Source organism: Endozoicomonas sp. ALC020 (genome assembly GCF_049275935.1).
GTDB lineage: Bacteria > Pseudomonadota > Gammaproteobacteria > Pseudomonadales > Endozoicomonadaceae > Endozoicomonas_A.
Genome location: NZ_CP184830.1, coordinates 5,805,228 through 5,826,594 on the forward strand (window position 1 = coordinate 5,805,228; position 21,367 = coordinate 5,826,594).

General features: G+C 44.0%; 12 protein-coding genes, 4 tRNA genes and 1 pseudogene. 1 reads left to right on the forward strand and 16 read right to left on the reverse strand.

The features are described from left to right. Nucleotides 1–109 precede the first annotated feature (109 nt). The 9 genes and pseudogenes from ACOJUO_RS21275 to ACOJUO_RS21315 all read right to left on the reverse strand — a co-directional run. A pseudogene (locus ACOJUO_RS21275) lies at nucleotides 110–388 on the reverse strand (HU family DNA-binding protein); the annotation flags it as partial. A 530-nt stretch (nucleotides 389–918) separates the two neighbouring features. Then, a complete protein-coding gene (gene lon / locus ACOJUO_RS21280; protein ID WP_422137112.1) occupies nucleotides 919–3,312 on the reverse strand; it encodes an endopeptidase La in 2,394 nt (797 codons plus the stop codon). A gap of 561 nt (nucleotides 3,313–3,873) precedes the next feature. After that, nucleotides 3,874–5,163 carry an ATP-dependent Clp protease ATP-binding subunit ClpX gene (gene clpX / locus ACOJUO_RS21285; protein WP_422133926.1) on the reverse strand — a complete coding sequence of 430 codons (1,290 nt, stop codon included), beginning with the start codon at nucleotides 5,161–5,163 and terminating at the stop codon, nucleotides 3,874–3,876. Between the two features lie 326 nt (nucleotides 5,164–5,489). Then, the gene (gene clpP / locus ACOJUO_RS21290) at nucleotides 5,490–6,128 is read right to left on the reverse strand and encodes an ATP-dependent Clp endopeptidase proteolytic subunit ClpP (RefSeq protein ID WP_422133927.1); all 639 of its coding nucleotides are present in this window, start codon (nucleotides 6,126–6,128) and stop codon (nucleotides 5,490–5,492) included. A gap of 164 nt (nucleotides 6,129–6,292) precedes the next feature. Beyond that, the gene (tig, locus tag ACOJUO_RS21295; RefSeq protein ID WP_422138084.1) at nucleotides 6,293–7,651 is read right to left on the reverse strand and encodes a trigger factor; all 1,359 of its coding nucleotides are present in this window, start codon (nucleotides 7,649–7,651) and stop codon (nucleotides 6,293–6,295) included. A 230-nt stretch (nucleotides 7,652–7,881) separates the two neighbouring features. Then, a tRNA-Leu gene (locus ACOJUO_RS21300) sits at nucleotides 7,882–7,966 on the reverse strand. 70 nt (nucleotides 7,967–8,036) lie between these two features. Next, a tRNA-His gene (locus ACOJUO_RS21305) sits at nucleotides 8,037–8,112 on the reverse strand. A gap of 33 nt (nucleotides 8,113–8,145) precedes the next feature. Next, nucleotides 8,146–8,222, reverse strand: a tRNA-Arg gene (locus ACOJUO_RS21310). 54 nt (nucleotides 8,223–8,276) lie between these two features. Then, a tRNA-Pro gene (locus ACOJUO_RS21315) sits at nucleotides 8,277–8,353 on the reverse strand. Between the two features lie 359 nt (nucleotides 8,354–8,712). Here ACOJUO_RS21315 and folD point away from each other — a divergent pair. Continuing rightward, nucleotides 8,713–9,567, forward strand: a complete 855-nt coding sequence (gene folD / locus ACOJUO_RS21320; protein WP_422133929.1) for a bifunctional methylenetetrahydrofolate dehydrogenase/methenyltetrahydrofolate cyclohydrolase FolD — start codon at nucleotides 8,713–8,715, stop codon at nucleotides 9,565–9,567. A 91-nt stretch (nucleotides 9,568–9,658) separates the two neighbouring features. On the opposite strand, the gene ACOJUO_RS21325 is transcribed toward folD, so the two are convergent. The 7 genes from ACOJUO_RS21325 to ACOJUO_RS21355 all read right to left on the reverse strand — a co-directional run bounded on the left by ACOJUO_RS21325 (nucleotide 9,659) and on the right by ACOJUO_RS21355 (nucleotide 21,303). Next, a complete protein-coding gene (locus ACOJUO_RS21325) occupies nucleotides 9,659–10,762 on the reverse strand; it encodes a hypothetical protein (RefSeq protein ID WP_422138085.1) in 1,104 nt (367 codons plus the stop codon). Between the two features lie 169 nt (nucleotides 10,763–10,931). Further along, on the reverse strand, nucleotides 10,932–12,035 hold the full coding sequence (locus tag ACOJUO_RS21330; RefSeq protein ID WP_422138086.1) for a hypothetical protein: 1,104 nt from the start codon (nucleotides 12,033–12,035) through the stop codon (nucleotides 10,932–10,934). Nucleotides 12,036–12,198: 163 nt separating this feature from the next. Continuing rightward, entirely contained in the window at nucleotides 12,199–13,302 is a 1,104-nt protein-coding gene (locus ACOJUO_RS21335; protein WP_422133932.1) for a hypothetical protein, read from the reverse strand. Between the two features lie 235 nt (nucleotides 13,303–13,537). Next, the gene (locus ACOJUO_RS21340; protein ID WP_422138087.1) at nucleotides 13,538–16,555 is read right to left on the reverse strand and encodes a hypothetical protein; all 3,018 of its coding nucleotides are present in this window, start codon (nucleotides 16,553–16,555) and stop codon (nucleotides 13,538–13,540) included. 389 nt (nucleotides 16,556–16,944) lie between these two features. Next, nucleotides 16,945–17,190, reverse strand: a complete 246-nt coding sequence (locus tag ACOJUO_RS21345) for a death domain-containing protein (RefSeq protein WP_422138088.1) — start codon at nucleotides 17,188–17,190, stop codon at nucleotides 16,945–16,947. Next, entirely contained in the window at nucleotides 17,187–20,078 is a 2,892-nt protein-coding gene (locus ACOJUO_RS21350) for a hypothetical protein (protein WP_422138089.1), read from the reverse strand. The genes ACOJUO_RS21345 and ACOJUO_RS21350 overlap by 4 nt, the downstream gene beginning before the upstream one ends. Before the next feature lie 808 nt (nucleotides 20,079–20,886). Next, nucleotides 20,887–21,303 (reverse strand): hypothetical protein, encoded by a 417-nt coding sequence (locus tag ACOJUO_RS21355; protein WP_422138090.1) that lies wholly within the window; start codon nucleotides 21,301–21,303, stop codon nucleotides 20,887–20,889. Nucleotides 21,304–21,367: the final 64 nt, after the last annotated feature.

Below are 21,367 nucleotides of genomic sequence, written 5' to 3' on the forward strand. Positions count from 1 at the left end.
TTTCGGAAAGCAGCAAAAAATTAACAGCCTTTTTGAAAACAACTGCAGATTCTTGCCACAGTTCCTTTGTGGTTTGTTGAAGTCTCAGGACTTCATCCCAGGCGCGCTATCAGCTGTTAACCGCATCCTTGAGAGCTTTACCAGCCTTGAAGCTAGGGATCTTGGAAGCAGCAATCTCAATAGGCTCACCGGTTTGAGGGTTACGGCCAGTTCGAGCCGCACGCTCTTTAACAGCGAATGTACCAAAACCAACCAGGACGACCTGTTCACCATCTTTAAGTGCATTGGTGACAGAGTTAATCATGGCGTCCAGGGCACGACCAGCGGCAGCCTTGGGAAGGTCAGCAGATGCCGCAATTGCTTCAATCAGCTCGGACTTGTTCACTCTATTCCCCTTCTTTGTACGATGCTTTTATAGCCAAAAATAGCTATAACCAAAAATAGCTTGTTGGTACTGAAGACAGTCTGACTGCCCCAGATACCATACCTGACGGGTGCTTTGCTATGCTGCGTGATTTTAGCTGAAAACTCAAGCGATAGCGCAGGTTACCCGGTAATTTCTGCCGTTTTCTGCCTAATCTGATCGTATGTTCCAATCAAACAGTTAACAACAGCTCCCCGTTTATTACAGAACGGCCACAACGACTTCGAAATACCCTCTGACTTTCCATCTGAAAGAATTGAACAGGGCAAAAAAGCGAAACAGCATCAAACGAGTTGCAGATTGTATCCGAAACGGATAATTCTCAGGCTCCTAAAACCCACAAGAGCCTACTTAACAGCAGACGCTGTTTATACCAATGCCTTATGGGAACTGTCAACAGCGGCAACAACCGCCAATACTGCCTCTGCGCACTAACTCCAAAAAAAAGGCCAGTACTCTTGTACCAGCCTGTTGTTTTAATAGGATCAGTATGCTCAATGGGTCTTGATTAAACGTCTCCTACCAGATGCAGCCTCGGTTTCAAGATCCTTAATAGGCTCTTCATTGTCAGCAGTTGGCATATACTGCAAGGCAATCTCCAGCACTTCATCAATCCACTTCACCGGCACGATCGTAAGGTCTTCCTTGATATTCTCCGGAATCTCTTTCAGATCCCGGCGATTCTCTTCCGGAATAACGACCGTCTTGATACCACCTCGATGTGCCGCCAAAAGCTTCTCTTTCAAACCACCAATGGCCAGCACCTGCCCTCTCAGAGTAATTTCCCCGGTCATGGCAACATCGGCCTTGACTGGAATATCAGTCAGTACAGAAACCAGAGCTGTGCACATGCCGATACCGGCACTTGGACCATCCTTGGGCGTAGCTCCCTCAGGAACGTGAATGTGCAGATCATTCTTCTGGTGGAAATCCTGAGGAATTCCCAGTGAATGGGCTCTGCTACGAACGACAGTCAGGGCAGCCTGGATAGACTCCTGCATAACATCCCCAAGAGAACCCGTCTTGGTAATCTGCCCTTTCCCAGGCACCGCCATTGACTCAATAGTCAGCAGCTCACCGCCAACCTGGGTCCAGGCCAGTCCGGTTACCTGACCCACCTGATCCTGATCTTCCGCCTTACCAAAGCTGAACTTGCGAACCCCCAGGAAATATTCCAGTGATTCAGGGGTCACTGTATCGTAACGCTCTTGAGCAGAAAGTGCTTCATCCTTAACCGCCTTACGGCAAATTTTGGCAATTTCCCTTTCCAGCCCCCGGACGCCTGCTTCCCGAGTGAAGTAACGGATGACATCACGTATGGCGTCTTCCTCAAACTCCAGCTCACCAGCCTTGAGACCACTGTTCTTGATCTGCTTGGTGACGAGATAACGCTGGGCAATATTCACTTTTTCATCTTCGGTGTAACCCGGAATCCGGATCACTTCCATACGATCCAGCAGTGGTGCCGGGATATCCATGGAGTTGGAGGTACAAACAAACATGACATCAGAGAGGTCATAGTCCACTTCCAGATAGTGATCGTTGAATGAGTTGTTCTGCTCGGGATCCAGCACCTCCAACAAAGCTGAAGAAGGATCGCCTCTCATATCAGAACCCATCTTGTCAATTTCATCCAACAGGAAAAGCGGGTTACGCACTTCGGACTTGGCCATTTTCTGTATCAGCTTGCCGGGCATGGAACCAATATAGGTTCTTCTGTGGCCACGGATCTCCGCTTCATCACGAACACCACCGAGAGCCATACGAACAAACTTACGATTAGTAGCCCTGGCAATCGACTCGCCCAAAGAGGTTTTACCAACACCGGGAGGTCCCACCAGACACAGAACAGGACCTTTTATCTTGCGAACACGTTTCTGTACTGCCAGGTATTCCAGAATACGCTCCTTCACCTCTTCCAGACCATAGTGTTCTGCTTCAAGAATATCCTGAGCACGCCTCATGTCATGACGAACTTTGCTGCGCTTTTTCCAGGGTACAGCAATCATCCAGTCGATATAACCACGGACCACAGTCGCTTCAGCGGACATTGGCGACATCATCTTGAGCTTGCTGAGCTCTGCTATGGCCTTCTCTTTCGCCTCGACAGGCATACCTGCATCATCAATCTTCTGTTTCAGCTCTTCCAACTCATTAGGCGTCTCATCCATATCACCCAATTCTTTCTGGATAGCCTTCATCTGCTCATTCAGATAGTACTCACGCTGACTGCGCTCCATCTGTTTTTTGACACGGCCACGAATCTTCTTTTCAACCTGCAGAAAATCCAGCTCACCCTGCATAATACCGATCAGGTATTCCAGCCGCTCACCCAAATCTTCGACTTCAAGCACTTTCTGCTTGTCCTCAATCTTCATGGGCATGTGAGCGGCGACAGTGTCAACCAGCTTGGAGGGCACATTGATTCCTGTCAGGGACGTCAGTACATCAGAAGGCACTTTCTTGCTCAGTTGAACATACTGTTCAAACTGGGACATTAATGACCGGGTCAGAACTTCCGACTCGCGCTCACTGACTTCCTGCTCAATGAATTCCTGAACTTCCGCCGTAACATAATCATTACTTTCATCCAAACGATTGATAGTGACACGGCCCTCACCTTCAACCAAAACTTTGACGGTACCATCGGGTAACTTTAGAAGCTGTAAAATGCTGGCAAGTGTGCCCACCTGAAAAATATCGTCTACGACCGGATCATCGACCTGGGCATTTTTCTGGGCCACCAAAAGAATCTTCTTATCTTGCTCCATGGCAAGGTCAAGGGCCTGTATGGATTTCTCACGCCCGACAAAAAGCGGTATCACCATGTGCGGATACACCACCACATCCCTGAGAGGCAGCAATGGCAGCTCAAAGGGCTCTGACAGATGCAAAGTATCGTTTTTATCCATGACTCAGTCCCCTTACGGCATTTCTACTTACATGACTCCGGTATTATAATGTTCCGGAACGGCTCACAACGGGCAACATCCTGTAAACGTGCAGCACCGTTGGCTTAAGGTTTAAGATGCTTCTTTTTTGCGGAAATTACAATAGTGTTTATTGCTTCCAACTGTGGTAGATTTTCATGATTGAGAAGCTTATCTTCGCAACTTCTTTGGATCAATTCTCTATACAGCCACTGATCTGATTTTTTACAAGACTCTCTACCCACCCGGCAAGTAAAATTTATAGACCTTAGTACCACAATAACGCTGACCCAATTCGTTAATGTAACAGTTTTTGAAGTCTGTCAAGAGCAATGTATCTCTTGTATTTTTCTGTCATCCCCATCAGAGCTGGGCCTATGTAATCCAACACTGAAAAAATAAAGCAATAAGCGTTTTACCAGAATCCCGCTATTTTGGTCGGTTGTGGATTTGCTCCCGGGAAAAAGAAACCCTGCCATTTGACAGGGTTCCCGGTTCTGTAAAAATGCGAACTTATAGTCAACTGTCGTCAGATGCTGCCATCTGTGCTCCAGTGTTTTCATAAATCATCAGCGGTTCAGACTTGCCTTCAATCACGGAAGCGTCAATGACCACTTTGGAAACCGTCCTCTCTGACGGTATGTCGTACATGGAGTCCAGCAAAACACCTTCGAGAATGGACCTTAGACCACGGGCACCCGTCTTTCGTTCCATAGCTTTCTTAGCCACTGCACGCAGAGCGTCTTCACGGAAGTCGACATCGACATCTTCCATTTCGAAGAGCTTTGAATACTGCTTGGTCAGAGCATTTTTTGGTTCGGTCAGAATCTGAACCAGAGCAGCTTCATCCAGTTCTTCCAGCGTGGCAATCACTGGCAGACGACCAATAAACTCCGGAATCAGACCAAACTTAACCAGATCTTCCGGTTCAACCTCTTTAAAGATTTCACTCAGATCCTTCTTGCTATCCTTGCTCTTCACTTCCGCCGAGAAACCAATACCACCTTTATCAGTGCGGTCCCGAATCACTTTATCCAGACCGGCAAAGGCACCACCACAGATAAACAGGATATTGGAGGTATCTACCTGCAGAAACTCCTGCTGAGGATGCTTGCGACCACCTTGTGGCGGAACGGAAGCAACGGTACCTTCAATCAACTTGAGCAGGGCTTGCTGAACACCTTCACCGGATACATCACGGGTAATTGAGGGGTTGTCAGACTTTCTGGAAATCTTGTCAATTTCATCAATATAAACAATGCCCACCTGGGCCTTCTCTACATCGTAGTCACACTTCTGTAGCAGCTTCTGAATGATATTTTCAACATCTTCACCCACATAACCTGCTTCGGTCAGAGTGGTGGCATCGGCAATAGTAAAGGGCACATTTAGCAGCCTTGCCAGTGTCTCGGCCAGCAATGTCTTACCACTGCCGGTAGGCCCGAGCAGCATGATATTACTCTTGCCCAGCTCTACATCATCTTTTTTCTTATCGCCATATCGCAGGCGCTTGTAGTGGTTGTATACAGCAACCGACAACACTTTCTTAGCGCGCGGTTGACCGATCACATATTCGTCGAGAATATCCTTGATTTCCCGGGGTGTCGGCAGCTTGTCAGAGGAAGTCTCTGTTTCACTGTCCTGAATTTCTTCACGGATGATGTCGTTGCACAGATCAACACACTCATCGCAAATAAATACGGAAGGGCCGGCAATGAGCTTGCGCACCTCATGCTGACTTTTTCCGCAGAAAGAGCAGTACAGCAACTTGCCGTTATCTTCACCCTTGCCGCTAGTTTCGTCGGTCATTCGATTACCTGTTGGAGGAACAACACCTGCCATAAAAACAAGATGCAGGCATTGGGACGTATTTTCAAGTGTCAAACAGGAGAAATTACAGAAAAATGGTCTACGAGAGGTTAGTCAGACCTATTTTTCATGCCTCAGGCAGAAACTGTCATGGATTCAATTTACTCCGTCACATTGGGGCAATCTGTTACCAATACTGAGACTGCCTCCACAAAAGCACTCACTGTCCACCTTTGCCTGATTTTAATCTGTTTCTGCCAGATGGTACTCGGGAGTCTGAACAAGAATAGACAGCTCGAGGCTATTTTCGTTCAAACTCCACGCTTTTACTTGTCAGTCGGAATGCGACTACTCAGAACCTTGTCAATCAGGCCGTATTCCATTGCCTGTTCGGCACTCATAAAGTTATCACGGTCAGTATCTTTCTCAACCACTTCCATGGGCTGCCCGGTATGCTTGGCCAGCACATGATTCAAACGTTCCTTGATGGTCATGATTTCCTGGGCGTGAATAGCAATATCAGACGCCTGTCCCTGAAAACCACCCAGCGGCTGATGAATCATCACTCTGGAGTGAGGCAGTGCATAACGTTTTCCGTTAGCACCTGCCGCCAGAAGCAGTGAGCCCATGCTACAGGCCTGCCCGATACACATGGTTGAAACATCCGGTTTAATAAACTGCATGGTGTCGTAAATAGACATACCGGCAGTAACCGACCCACCCGGAGAATTGATATAGAGATGGATATCCTTGTCTGGATTCTCTGACTCAAGAAACAGTAGCTGAGCCACAACCAGATTGGCCATGTGATCCTCAACCTGACCCACCAGGAAGATAACTCTTTCCTTGAGTAGCCTTGAGTATATGTCGTAAGAACGCTCACCTCTGGCGGACTGCTCAACGACAATTGGAACCAGGCCGGAATTGGTGATTGCCACGGATTGCGTTTCGATCAGTCTGGACATGTCCTGTCTTAACTCCTTGCCAAGTCGAAGAGGAACGACCCGCATAGAGCGGGTCGCGAAACGTGTCATGGTTTAACCACTGTAGTGATACAGTGACTAACATTATCGACGCACACAAGGCGTTAATACGGCAGCGCGCGTCAAAACCTTAGACGACGCCCTGATCAGGCCAGCTGTTCTTCGGAAGCTTCGGCTTCTTCAGCAGGAGCAGCTGGCTTGATTGCATCCTGGTAGCTGCATTCGCTATCAGAAACCTTGGCTGCTTCCAGAACAGTATCTACTACCTGCTCTTCCAGAACAACATACTTCACTTCAGAGAGCTGCTCTTCGTTGCTGTAGTACCAGTCGATAACCTGCTGTGGTGTCTGGTAAGCAGAGGCCATTTCTTCAATCATGGCGCGAACGCGATCGTCATCAACCTTGATTTCGCGCTGCTTGACGATTTCACCAATCAGCAGACCCAGAGCTACACGCTTCCTGGCATCTTTTTCAAACAGTTCAGCAGGCAACTGCCTGGGATCGAAACCACCCTGAGCACCACCAAAGCGTTGAACAGCCTGTTCACGCATGCGGTCGATTTCCTGAGTTACCAGTGGCGAAGGAACCTCAATCTCGTGAGTAGTCAGCAGACCGTCCATTACCTGATTCTTAACCTTGCTCTTTATAGCCTGACGCAGTTCACGCTCCATATTCTTGCGAACTTCAGTGCGGAAAGCTTCTTCGCCACCCCCAGCTACGCCGAAACGCTCAAAGAATGCCTCATCAAGTTCTGGCAGAGTGGCAGCCTGCACCTGGTGCACTTTGCAGGCAAACTTAACGGCTTGCCCTTTCAGCTCTTCAGCGTGGTAGTCTTCCGGGAAGGTCAGTTCCAGCGTCTTCTCTTCACCGACTGAAACACCAACCAGACCGTCTTCAAAGCCCGGAATCATCTGACCAGAGCCCAGCTCCAGAGTGGCATTCTCAGCCTTGCCGCCGTCAAACTCTTCACCGTCTTTCTCTCCTGAAGCAAAGGAACCCACGTAATCAAATACGATCTGGTCACCCAGTTCAGCAGCACGCTCTACATCTTCAAAGGTTTTGCTCTGAGCACGCAGAGTTTCTACCATTTCATCGATATCAGCATCGCAAACTTCAGCGACCGGGCGCTCAACTTCAACACCTGCGAAGTCACCCACTACAATCTCCGGATAAACCTCGAAGATGGCTACGAATTCAAAATCCTTGCCTTCTTCGTCATTCTTGGGTTCAACACGGGGCGCACCTGCAGGATTCAAATTTTCCTGGGTTATCGCTTCTACAAACGCCTGTTGCATCTGCTCACCGAGCACTTCCTGACGTGCACCCAGGCCATAGCGACGCTTAACGACCTTCATAGGCACTTTGCCGGGACGGAAACCATCCAGGCGAACACGACGAGACAGATCCTGCAGTCGCTTGTTGACTTCCCCATCGATCTTGTCGGCTGGGATTGTAATTGTCAGGCGACGCTCCAGACCGGAAGTCGTTTCTACGGAGACTTGCATTTGCGTTCCTCAATAAAACCTGAGTTGCAGTACGTATGGAACAAAGGCGCATAGACTAGCAAAAGTACTTATAGGTTGCACCCCGGATCATACAAACAGACCCCTGCCCCTCTCACGCCTCACCAGCGAGCTGGGACTGCGGACTAGTTGCAGAGAGAATGCCCGGCTCAAACAGGCTATTTCTCCAATACAAAAACGGGGATAAGCAAGCTTATCCCCGTATCGTTCACTGGTGCGGATGGAGAGACTCGAACTCTCACGCCTCACGGCACTGGAACCTAAATCCAGCGTGTCTACCAATTCCACCACATCCGCTTACAGCACTTTACTGATGCTGCTTAACTCTTGACAAACCAAATATCGGGCTTAAACCCTTTTTTCATACTGGGGTGGACGATGGGGTTCGAACCCACGACCACCGGAATCACAATCCGGGGCTCTACCAACTGAGCTACGCCCACCAGCAATAACCGACTCTTCGAGACAGTTAATTATGGCGCGCCCGGCAGGATTCGAACCTGCGACCATCCGCTTAGAAGGCGGATGCTCTATCCAGCTGAGCTACGGGCGCATCATAAGTCATCACTCGTCTAAACATTAAGAACATTTTAACCAGTGATTAATCTGGTCGGGGTAGAGAGATTCGAACTCCCGACATCCTGCTCCCAAAGCAGGCGCGCTACCAGACTGCGCTATACCCCGAGTCATGGATAACTTTCTGTTAATCCAATGTGCTGATCGTTGCAGCGCGGCGAATATTACCCAGAAGAGAGTGTCTCGTCAACGTCGATTTAATTCAATCATCTGAGCCATCAACGAGTCGCCGGACTTGAGCTCCGCCTTGCTTCCAACGGCAAACAATCTAACACAGGAGTACCAGACTGACCAGACTCGAAACGTTCATTTTTTCAGCCCAAAACAATCACCCGGGTCATTCGGCACTCCAGGAGAACTCCATCTAATAGCTATAGGTATCTTCGACCTATTCAATTCATGAACAATAAAGAACTTCCATGATAAAATGGGCAACTCGTCCGCTTAACAGGCATCCACCAAGAACCATGACCGCTAGAATCATTGACGGCAAGGCCATTGCCGAAAAACTGAAAGATTCCATTGCTGAACGCGTCAAACAACGGATTGTACAGGGACTCAGGGTACCGGGTCTTGCTGTCGTTCTGCTGGGTGACGACCCTGCCTCCCAGGTATACGTAGGCAAAAAAAGAAGTGACTGTGAACGTGTTGGCTTTCACTCTGTTTCTCATGACCTGCCTGCTTCTACCAGCGAAGCAGACCTTTTGGGCCTTATTGACCAGCTGAATGAGGACCCGGCCATTGATGGCATCCTGGTTCAGCTGCCACTGCCAGAGCACATCAACTGCGACCCTGTATTAGAACGCATTCGTCCTGACAAAGACGTAGATGGTTTCCACCCTTATAATATTGGCCGTCTGGTTCAACGCATCCCAATGCTGCGCCCCTGCACACCAAAAGGTGTTATGACCCTGCTAGAGAGTACCGGTGAAGCCATTCGCGGCAAAAATGCAGTGATCGTTGGCGCATCCAACATCGTTGGCCGCCCCATGACCATGGAATTACTGTTGGCAGGCTGCACAACAACAACAGCTCATCGCTTTACCCACGACCTCAAAGAGGTTGTAGGCGGAGCCGAGATTCTGGTGGTTGCCGTTGGCAAACCAGGACTGGTCAAAGGTGAATGGGTTAAAGAAGGTGCAATAGTCATCGACATCGGCATTAACCGTATGGACGACGGTCGACTGGTAGGTGATATCGAGTTCGAAACGGCACAGCAGAGAGCCAGTTGGATCACGCCTGTACCAGGCGGTGTGGGCCCGATGACCGTGGCCACTCTGCTGGAAAACACACTTTACGCAGCGGAACACCTTCACGACTGACCGCGCAACGTTTGAAAAGCTCCGTTAAACAGGCCGGAGCTTCTTTACTCTGTATCAATGTCCTTATTTCGCACTTCACTTTTAACTCGCATCAGGCATCCAAACCAGATGTGTATAGTGAAAGGCTATGATCTTTTGTCAGGAGAAACAATTTGGCTAAGCGCTTGAGTTCTTTCTTTGCTCTGAACCTTTCTACAATACTTGTCGGAAAGTCCAGGCTTTTGAAAGGAAGCCCGTACAGACTCATATCCTTAGTATCTACAACTACGGACATTGGACGATCTGGGGTGTCACCGACAAACAACTGTTTTATGGGAATACCTTTTGAAGATACAAAATCGATCAAGCTCAAAAAACCGTTTTCCATACCTAAATATTGATACCAGCCACCGACAATATGACACTCGAGGCTTCTCATTTGTTGTTGATCACAAAACTTGTAAATATCTGACAGCTTTTCATATGAAAAATCAGCAGCCCCAAAATGACCAAGTAGCACTTTACTTTGAGACCCGTCAAAAAGAGCAAGACAAATGCAGGGAGCGAGAGCCGTGGTAAATATATATCGTGGCGAACCATCTGTGAACCCCAATTCATCCATATTGACTCTTAACATAGAGGTATCAGCATCCCTTAATGCCCGGGGATTATAAAAAGGGGTAAAAGGCTTCGTTTCAAGTAGCACTTCCTGACCATACAAAGTATGGACGTAGGCCTCAGGAGCAACCTTGAACTCTACAGTTAATTGTTTCTCCTTATAGCCTTTCCGAGCAATAGGAATCAGCCTTTCCGCTCTGATTATATCAGGGATATCTGTACCTTCGAATGCATTTCCGATTAAAGCGTGATATTCACCATCTTTAAAATAGTTGTCCTGATTCACATTATTTCTTTTAGTCAAATCAAAAATAAGCCTATCTTTATTCATGCTAACAGTAATTCCTTTTTTTCCTGAAACAATATCGTGAATCTTTTTGAATAGATGACTTCTACGATCATCATCAGCAGAGTATTTTCTTAAACTGACAGGTGTTTGTTGATAACCCCTCATCCCCTGATCGCCATGGGAGATTACAGGCTCGACACTCGCAACAGAATACCCCTGATGTGTTACCTGTTCTTTTAACTGGTTATTTGAAGTGTGTTTTATAGAAGTAAAAACAAGGTCTGCATCCAGGCCTACTTTTGGGTCCATAATACAATTCCTTAAACTACTCAGCTACTTGAGCGACTTGATTTCGGCAGTCGTTCACGCTCATTACGAACAACTTTGCAACAATGTCTGACATAGTTACACCTCCAGTTTTTTATCCTTAGCGTGCCACTAAGGGTGCCCTTTTGACTTGTTTCAGTTTCAATTCACTTCAGGAATCCAAACCAGCTGTCAATAATAAAAGACTGTGTTTTTTTGTTATGAGACGCATCGTTGCCATATGCCTGAACTTTTCCTTTGTTGAATCCATTTCATAGTGGCTTACTGGAAAATCAAGTTCACAAAAAGGAAGCTTATACAAGCTCATGTCTCTGGTATCTATGACTATAGATTTTGGGCGATCTTTGGTATCTCCTACAAACATCTGGTTTATGGGTATGTCTTTTGAAGATATATAATCTATCAAAGTTAAAAAACCGTTTTTCTGACCTAGATAATTATATTGACCGCCTACAATGTGACACTCAAGGCTTTTCATTTTTTGCTCATCACAAAAATCAAAGATCTCTGATAGATTTTTGGGTGAAATACTTGTTCCACCAAAGTGACAAAGTACCACTTTATTTTGAGATTTATCAAAAAAAGCGATACAAATGCAGGGGTAAAGACCTGTAGTAAAAATGTATCGTGGTGAGCCATCGCTAAACCCCACTTCAAACGCATCTACCCTCAGCATCGAAGTATTAACGTCATTTAAAGCTTGAGAATTATAAAAAGGTGCAATTGGTAGTGTTTTAAGAGTCGTCTCTTCTCCATATAGAGTATGGACATAGGCAGTAGGAAAATGCTTAAACTCTAAAAGCATTTGATTTTCACTATCACCTTTCTGAACAACAGGAATTAGTCTTTCAGATCTAATTAAATCAGGGATATCTGTGCCATCAAATAGATGTCCTAATTTAGCATGACACCCTAAGCATGTAAAAAAGCCACCCTGATCATCAATGATTTTTTCAGTTAAATCAAAAGCAAGCCTTCCTTTATTGACGACAACAGGGATTCCGGTTTTTTCTAAAAAAACATCTTGTATGTGTTTAAAGACTTGTTTCCCAGGATGATCATAAGCGGTGTATTTTCTTAAACTGATAGGAGTTTGCTGACAGGCACTCATCCCATAGGAACCAGACGAAACCAGAGGCATAACACTCAAAACAGTATGCCCCTTATTATTTCCCTGCTCTTTAATTTGGTTGTTTGAAGTGTGATCTATGGAAGCAAACACACAGCTTTCATGCAAGCCTGTTCTTGGGTCCATATATAATTCCTCAATCTTAAATCACTCAGTTATTTTAGAGACTTTATTTCGAGAATCGTTCACTTTTATTACTAACAACATTGCAAGAAAGGCCGACAATATCCTCCAGTCTTTGAACATACTGTGTCACGAAGGCTGCCCTTTCCACTCGTTTCAGTTTAAATCAGGCATCCAGACCAGCCGTTAATAATGAAAGGCTATGATTCTTCGTTATGAGAGGCATCTTTGCTATACGCCTAAGTTTCTTTTTCGATACATACATGTCTTGGCTGCTTGCAGGAAAAGCAAGATCACTAAAAGGAAGCCCATACAAACTCATATCCCTGGTGTCTATAACTACCGATTTTGGACGGTCTTTACTATCACCAACAAACATCTGTTTTATGGGAACACCTTTTGCGGATATAAAGTCAATTAAATCTAAAAAACCGTATTTCTGACCTAGAAACTCACATTCTCCACCAACAATATGGCATTCAAGGCTTTTCATTTTCTGCTGATCGCAAAAATCAAAAATTTCTGATAGTTTTTCAGATAAAAAATCTGTACCAGCAAAGTGACAAAGTAGCACCTTATTTAGAGATTTATCAAAAAAAGCAACACAAATGCAGGGGTAAATGCCTGTAGTAAAAATGTATCGTGGCGAGCCATCTATGAACCCCACATCAAACATATCCAGCCTTAACATAGAACTATCAACATCGTTTAATGCTTCAGGATTATAAAAGGGCATAATAGATAGTGTTTTAAGTGGCGTCTCTTCTCCATAAAGAGTATGCACGTAGGCCCCAGGAAAACACTTAAACTCTAAAATGAATTGACTTTTACTATCACCTTTCAGAACAATAGGAATTAGCCTTTCAGCTCTGATTAAATCAGGGATATCCGTACCATTGAAGGCACTTGTGATTAAATAATGATATTCACCAAATTCTAAAAGCCGATCCTGTTCTTCATTGATTTTTTTAGTTAAATCATAAACAAGCCTGTCTTTATTGATTCCAACAGTGATTCCATATTTTTTTGAAATAACATCTTGAATATGTTTAAAGACATGACTTAAAGGATGATCATAAGCGGTGTATTTTCTTAACCTGATGGAGGTTTGCTGACAGGCACTCACCCCTGGTAAATCAGAGCCGACTACAGGCTCCACACTGACTAGGGTATGACCCTGATACGTTACCGGCTCTTTTGCCTGGTTATTTGGACAATTATTTGTAGCAGCAAAGGAGCCACTAGCCTCCATATTTATGTTTGAGTACAATGTAGAACCCTCTAACTCTTACATCTCAGACTATTTTAGAGTCTCAGTTTTGATATTTGTTCAATATTCTTACTAACATCTTCGCAAGAAATCCTGACAAAAACATTCAGATTCTTTATCAGATATGCCGTTTAACCCCGTGTTCTGAAGACTGTCACAAAACTACAACAACTCGTTCCCACGCTACGAGCTACAGAGCCAAAAAGCATGGGAACAAGCTGAAAAGCCAATAGTTTCAAAGACCATAACGATCCATTACTTCGCGCTTAAGATCATTTCGTTTTATTTTTTCAAGAACAAGCAGTAAGTCTTTAAAGGTAAGTCCAACTTTCCTTTTTTTCCATCGTTCCAGCATTTCCATTGCCTTTCCATCATCTTCATCGATATCATCATCAATACTCCTTAGGTTGTGATTACTAAAAACACCCGTTTGTCTGGCAAAATTCTTCCAATCTTTGCCTAGTTTAAGACCAATATTCAGCAATTCTCCCAGTGGTAAAGGAGCTTTCATAATTACCGCCTGTGGAGTGCCTGTTTTAAATGGATGATACCGCGGATGTTTCGATACATACTCAGCGGCTTGCGTTAACGGAAAAAATTCGTGATTAACTTCCCAAGACAATAGATCAGATAATTCTTTGGGTACCATACCAAAGATCAAAAACATACTACGAATGAATTCGTCTCTTTCTTCTGGCTCACTAAGCTCCAATGCCTCAACAAGCTTTTCTCTGGCTTTAAGGGTAAAATCTATCAAAAGCTCAAGTTCTTTACTGGGTAGCTCTTCAGCCAAAAGACTATGTTCAGGAAATATACCACTTAAACGATACGATAACATTGATCTTATAAGAACTAAAGCAGTAAACATACCCCTAACATCTTCACATTTTGATGATCCATCGCCAGAAACATTTAATGCTAGTCCCTGAAGTGTTTGATGATCAGGCATTTCAAGCAAATTATTTTTGTTAGATGGAGTAATAAAAGAATATTGACCTTGGCTCGCATAGCCCCACATAATAATGTCAAACCCTCGGCCATCAATAACCGGAAAACCAAAAATATACTTAGCATAAACATCTCTGGCTAATTTATTTAACATTTCTATTGTTTTAAATCCCGACGGAACAGTTTGTTCTTGTAGTAGACGCCCCGTCTTTTTAAAAAGCTGATAAATAGAATTAATTAGCACCACTTTCTTTTCGCGAACTAACCCTGAATAAAAAACTTGGTCTGAGTCATCAGATATCAAAAGATTATTATCCACCAGGCTGTTCAGCAATTCGTTTTTGAATCGCACCAGCGCTACTTCGTCTATATATACATTTCTATATAATGCAAGCGCTATAATAATTCTCGTCACCTCGAGATGCTCTTCAACTCCCTGCGATGTTGCCAACTCACCAACATCTGAAATAAGATCATAAAGTGACAAGTTGTTCTTTACAAAACGAATCCATTTCGAATGAAAATCACTAAGAGTTTTTTTGTCTGAAAAAAAACTATGAGTTAAAAGGTTATAAATTTCTGGGAAAATATAGTGATCATTAGTGTGAAAAAGATTTGCTCTGCGCCTTTCATTTAATTTCAAATTTTTGAACCATTGGAATACCTCGAGTGCTGAAGTATCAGCATCTTTTGTTCCTGACACCGGTATTTCTCTATCTTGTCTAGTGGCAAGAGGCTGTTCTTCAGTCGCCTCCTGTTCTACCACTTTGATTCCTGACGCTCGTATTTTCCTAACTCTTCCTACTAAAGGAAGCCGTTTTTTAGCCGGTTCCTGCTCAAGTACACAAGACTCACGATCCAGACATTCTTTACATTTATTGAAAGCTAATACCGGTTTATTACAATTTTGGCATAACCCATTGTTTGAAGATCCACCTGACCCATCGTCGCCCCCACTCCCATTTCCACCTCGGCTACCTTGACTTTCACGACCATTGTCTTGTTTAAACCGGGTATTGGCAGGTTGGGTTTCACTAAGGTCGGCCATTTGTTTTTCAGCCTCACTGCTTCCCCCGGAGTGGCTGATCCCGGTGGGGACATGGCCCGGAAAAACGGTCACGCTGCGTAATTGTTTGGGACTTAAAATAAACTCGTGCTGTGCATAACGACGATAGTCTTCCGTTTGTAACGGCTGTGCCGGTTGACTGCTCAGGAAATGCTCAAATGCAGCTTCCGGATTATCGGGATTTTTGGACAATGCCAGAAAAAGCCCTGAACTCCTTTCAAGATTTGCACCCCTTATCTTATTCCAAAGTTCCTGCGAAATAATAATCACCTGCTCATTCCAACCCCGTTTGATTTTGAGCACAATCCGGGTATCCCAAATTTGTTTTTTTACGGTCTGCCCGCCGGCGACAGGCACCAGGATCATTCTACTGACCGGCTGACTCGTTAATTCAAAAGAGTAAAGGGGAGCCATCCCATTTCCTGGCTTTTTCTTGAATAAATCACCTAAATCATCGCCACCACCAAAACCGCCACCACCAGAGCTTATGTAAGGCTCGCTGTTATCCGCAGTCTCAGAGGTTCCGGGTATTGCAAAAGGCCCACTGAAACGGCTGCTGCCATCAGGCTTACCAGGCCCATTTTGTACAGGTTGTTTATTACGGTAAAAAATATCGACAAATGATGCTTTTTTGCTATCAGATGCGTTGCTGCCCGATGACGACTTTAAAGCAGCGTTTTCTGAAAGAATACCGCTACATTCCGGTTCAATAACCCATCCATTACCATTGTCTTCGATGGCCAGAACCAAAGACTGATTACCTGCCGGTAAACGCCATCTGGCCGAGTACTCATGCTGCCGGAAACCACTGTCTTGTGCCGATTCGACCCGTCTCATTCTCCCATTTTGTATATCCATCATACCCTGACCCGTTAGAGGTTTTTTAATGACAGGAGGGGAGGGAAAATTTCCTGTCGATAATGCAGGAGGCGTCCTGAAACAAAAATTAAACAGGTCACCCGGTTGGCTATCGAGGATGATGTAAAGCTGATTTTTCTCCAGTTCAGAAACTGTTTTACCGCTCTCTTCAAGCGTCTTGCGATCATAAGTAAGAAGGAGGGGCGGATTGCTCCCTATAAACGACAGTTTGTTAATCTCTCCTGATGCCTCACCCCACTTCTCAGTGTCTTTGGGAGAACTCCCCCAATCTGGCCAAGTCAACAGGCTGGTATAAGCAGAACTGTGACCTGCAAGTGGCAAAATAAAAGACAGAATGAACAACAGAAACAAGCGAGTCATAGCGAAAATCCTTGCCGTTTTCATAATGAGTTTTGCCTACAAATTTTATTGAGGAGGGATAACAATAGACCCTAAATTTGAAGTTGTTTTATCTATTCCCATCTTTTCTGATATTTCTCGAAAAAACCTTTAAAATTAGCAGCCAAACTACTATTAAACGTCGCCATCACTTTGCCCCTAAACTAACAAAATCAATGTTGTTGCTTGACAGCTCAGGCAGTACCTGAATCAGTCAAATCAGGCTGCTGCGGGTTCGAGTAATGGGATCTCCTGCTACAGCAGTAAAAATCGGAAGCAGAAGAAGATTATTATATCCGGTCGATTAGCCAAATACAGGGATAGCCATTTTAGTTCTCTTGGGGAGCCAGCCGGATAAAAAGTCAACAATTTCACAAATGATAACGATCTACTACCTCGGTTATAAGATCAAATCGTCCGATTAGTGCAAAAACATCCAGCAAGTCATTGAAGGTAATCCGAAATTTCATGCTTTTCCATTTTTCCATCATTGCCCCTGCCTTATCATCAAACCCAACGTTAGCTTTATCAATCTCTATTATATGTTTTTCATTAAGAACACCGGTATTTCTGGCAAATTTTTGCCAATCAATACCTATTTTAAAACCAATATTCAAGAGTTCCTCTTGGCTACGGTAGAGTCCAAAGTTACAGACTGTGGTGTGCTTTTTTTGACAAATGAGGAACAATCGATATCGAGTCTGGAACACACATCCAGGATTTCCGCTGTATCAGAATTCAAGGTTAGAGGCTGTAGCGCGCTTATTTCTGATTCATGATCCTGTGGATATGCGTCTGCATGTGCAGCGGCTTGCGTTAACGGAACAGGTTCGGGATCCAATGATTCATCTAACAGCTCATCCGATAGCTTCTCAGGAACCATACCAAAGATCATAAACATACTACGTATAAATTTGTCTTTTTTTTCTGATCCAGCCTGTTCCAGAACCTTAACAAGCGCTTCATGGGCTTTAATGCTAAAAGCGCTTAAAAGCTCAAGTTGCTCACTGGGTAAATCTTTCGTAAAACTGGCATATTCAGGGAACATATCATTTAAACGTTGTCCGTGCATTGATCCTATAAGAACAAAGGCGGTAATCATAGCTTCAACAGCACCAAAATCCAAATATTCATTGGCAGTAACTCCTAATGCCAGCATATGAAGTGATTGACTAATGATTCCACTTATAAAATCTTTGTTATATGGAGTAATAAAAGAATATTCACCACTACTCCCACAGCCCCACATAAGAATTCCTGGTGTGTCCTCATATTCCATTTCCAGATCCGGAAGACCAAAACCATACTTAGCATAAACATCTCTGGCAAATTTATTTAACATTGATATTGTTGTAAATCTCGATGGAAATCTTTCACTCTGTAGAGGTCGACTCGTTTTTTCAAATATCTGATAAATATTATTAATTAACTCTGCTTTTTCCTGGCGACCTAATCCTGGATAAAAAACTTTACCTGGGTCATCAGAAGCGAAAAAATCATTTCTCGTTAAGTAGTTCAGCAATTCGTTTCTGAATTGTTTCAAACCGATTTCGTTCTCAAAGTCATCCCTGTAAACAGCAAGTGCTTTAACAATTTTTGCCACTTCAACATAATCTTCAATTCCCTGAGATTTTGCCAATTCCCCCACATCTGAAATAAGGTGATAAAGAGATAGACTGCCATTTAAAAACTTAACCCATTTCGAATGAAATTTACGTAGCGTATTTTTATCTGACATAAAACTTTGAGTTAAAAGTCTATAAAGCTCTGGGAACTTATAGTAATCATTAATGCGAAAACAATCTTCTCTCTGACTTTCATTTGATTCCAACATTTTGAACCATTCAAATACCTGGATTGCTGAAGTATCAGCATCTTTTGTTCCTGATACAGGTACTTCCCTATTTTGACTTATTGCAGGAAGCAGTTCTCCAGTCGATACCAGCTCAACAACACTGGCTCCTGACACAGGCTTTCCCTCATATTGTCTTATTGCAGGAAGCAGTTCTTCAATCGGATCCTGCTCAAGTACACTGGATTCACGATCCAGACATTCTTTGCATTTATCGAAAGCCAGTACCGGTTTATTACAATTTTGGCATAACCCACTGTCTGGTGATCCATCTGACCCATCGTCTCCTCCACTCCCACTTCCACCTCTGCTGCCTTGATCTTGATGACCATCGCCACTTTGAAACTGCGTATTGGTAGGCGGAGTCCTATTAACGTCACCCTTTTGATTTTCAGCCTGACTGGTTCCGGTTCCTCCAGAATGGCCTATCCCTGTAGGAACAGTACCCGGAAAAACGGTCACGCTGCGTAATTGTTTGGGACTTAAAATGAACTCTTGCTGTGCATAACGACGATAGTCTTCTGCCTGCAAAGGCTGTGCTGGGTGACTGCTCAGGTAATGATAAAATGCAGCTTCAGGATTATCAGGATTTCTGGACAACGCCAGAAAAAGCCCTGAACTCCTTTCAAGATTTGCACCCCTTATCTTATTCCAAAGTTCCTGCGAAATAATGATCGCCTGCTCATTCCAACCCTGCTTGATTTTGAGCACAATCCGGTTATCCCAAATCTGTTTTTTTGCGGTCTGGCCGACTGCGCCAGGAACAGGCATCAGGATCATTCTACTGAATGGCTCACTCGTTACTTCGAAAGAGTAAAGAGGAGCCATCCCATTTCCTGGCTTTTTCTTGAATAAATCGTCTAAATTATCGCCACCACCAAAACTGCCACCGCCAGAGCTTATGTATGGCTCGCTGTTATCAGCAGTATCATAGGCTCCGGGTATCGCAAAAGGCCCACTGAAACGGCTGCTGCCTTCAGGAATATCAGGCCCATGTTTTACAGCCTGTTTATTAAGGTAAAAAATATCGACAAATGATGCTTTTTTGCTATCGAATGTGCTGCTGCCCGATGACGACTTAAAAGCAGCGCTTTCTGAAAAAATACCGCTACATTCCGGTTCTATAACCCACCCATTATCATTGTCTTCAATGGCCAGAACCAAAGACTGATTACCTGCCGGTAAACGCCATCTGGCCGAGTACTCATGCTGCCGGAAACCACTGTCTGGTGCCGATTCGACCCGTCTCATTCTTCCATTTTGTATATCCGTCATACCCTGATGAGATACAGTCTTCTTAATTACAGGAGGGAAGGGAAAATTTCCAGTCGAAGATGCGGGGGGCGTCCTGAAACAAAAATTAAACAGGTCGCCCGGTTGGCTATCGAGGATAATATAAAGCTGATTGTTCTCCAGTTCAGAAACTGTTTGACCGCTCTCTTCAAGCATCTTGCGATGATAAGTAAGAAGAAGGGGCGGATTGCTCCCGATAAACGACAGTTTGTTAATTATCCCTGATACCTCGCCCCGCTTCACAATGTCTTTGGAAGAACTCCCCCAATCTGGCCAGCGCACCAGGTTACTATAAGCAAAACTGTGACCAGCAAATGGTAAAATGACAGACAGGATGAATAAAAGAAACAGGCGTGTCATAGCGAGAAGCCTTGCCGTTTTCATAATTGGGTTTGCCTACAAATTTTATTAAGCAGGGATAACAATAGACCTTAAATTTGAAGTTGTTTTATTTTTTCTCACCTGTTCTGATATCTATCGAAAAAACCTTTAAAATTCGCAGCCAAGTTACTATAAACGTCGCATCACTCTTCTGTCACTATGTTGACAACTCTGTCGGCCCCGGAAAAAGACGTGAATGTGGAACACCTGTTGCCAATGAAGATCAAACCAGAATTTTTAATAAACCCCACCCAAGCCTTGCGGGGTAGGTGTTGTTGGTTGAGCGCTCAGGCAGTAGCTGAATCAGTTAAAATAGGCTGCTACGAGTTCGAGTAATGGGATTTCCTGATAAAGCGGTAAAAATCGGAAGCAGGAAAAGATTATTATATCAAGTCGATTAGTCAAATATAGGGATACCCATTTTACTTCTCTCAGGAACCAGGTATAAAGTCTATAGTGTTAAAGATGATAACGATCTATTAGTTCGGTTATAAGATCATATCGTTCGATTTCTGCAAGAACATCCAGTAAGTCATTGAAGGTAATCCAGCCTTTCATTCGTTTCCATTTTTCCATCATTGCCTTTACTTTATCATCAAATCTAGCGTTATCAACATTAATACTTCTTAGTTGATCGTCACTGAGAACACCCGTATTTTTTGCAAATTTTTGCCAATCGATGTCAAGTTTAGAACCAATATTCAGGAGTTCCTGTTCTGCTACAATAAAGAAATTTAATTAACGCTACTTTCTTTTGTCGATCCAGCCCTGAATAAAAAACTTGTTCTTAGTCATCAGAGGCAATAATATTATTACTCGTTAGGCAGTTCAGCAAGTCGTTTCCGAATTTATTAAAACTAGTTTCGTTCTCAAACTCATCCCTATAAAAAGCAAGTACTTTAACTGCCCTTGTTACCTCAACATAATCTTCAATTCCCTTTAATTTTGCCAATCTACCGACTTCTGAAATAAGCTCGTAAATCGACATACTGTAATTTAAGAACCTAGCCCAATGCGAATGAAACTTACTAAGCGTATTTTTATCTGACATAAAACTTTGAGTTAAAAGATTATAAAGTTGTGGAAGTTTATAGCAATCATTTTCGTGAAAGCAATTTCCTCTCTGCCTATCCTTTAATTTTAAAGTTCTGAACCATTGAAATACATGGATTGCTGATGTGTCAGCATTTTTTGTTCCTGACACAGCTGTTTTTCTATCTTGTCTTATTACAGAAGGCAGTTCTTTAGTCAGTTCCTGCTCAGCTACA

Bases quoted from the DNA above. Each gene is read 5' to 3' on its own strand.
- clpX (WP_422133926.1), bottom strand. From the start codon at position 5,163: ATGACCGACGAAACTAGCGGCAAGGGTGAAGATAACGGCAAGTTGCTG.
- clpP (WP_422133927.1), bottom strand. From the start codon at position 6,128: ATGTCCAGACTGATCGAAACGCAATCCGTGGCAATCACCAATTCCGGC.
- tig (WP_422138084.1), bottom strand. From the start codon at position 7,651: ATGCAAGTCTCCGTAGAAACGACTTCCGGTCTGGAGCGTCGCCTGACA.
- folD (WP_422133929.1), top strand. From the start codon at position 8,713: ATGACCGCTAGAATCATTGACGGCAAGGCCATTGCCGAAAAACTGAAA.
- ACOJUO_RS21325 (WP_422138085.1), bottom strand. From the start codon at position 10,762: ATGGACCCAAAAGTAGGCCTGGATGCAGACCTTGTTTTTACTTCTATA.
- ACOJUO_RS21330 (WP_422138086.1), bottom strand. From the start codon at position 12,035: ATGGACCCAAGAACAGGCTTGCATGAAAGCTGTGTGTTTGCTTCCATA.
- ACOJUO_RS21340 (WP_422138087.1), bottom strand. From the start codon at position 16,555: ATGACTCGCTTGTTTCTGTTGTTCATTCTGTCTTTTATTTTGCCACTT.
- ACOJUO_RS21350 (WP_422138089.1), bottom strand. From the start codon at position 20,078: ATGACACGCCTGTTTCTTTTATTCATCCTGTCTGTCATTTTACCATTT.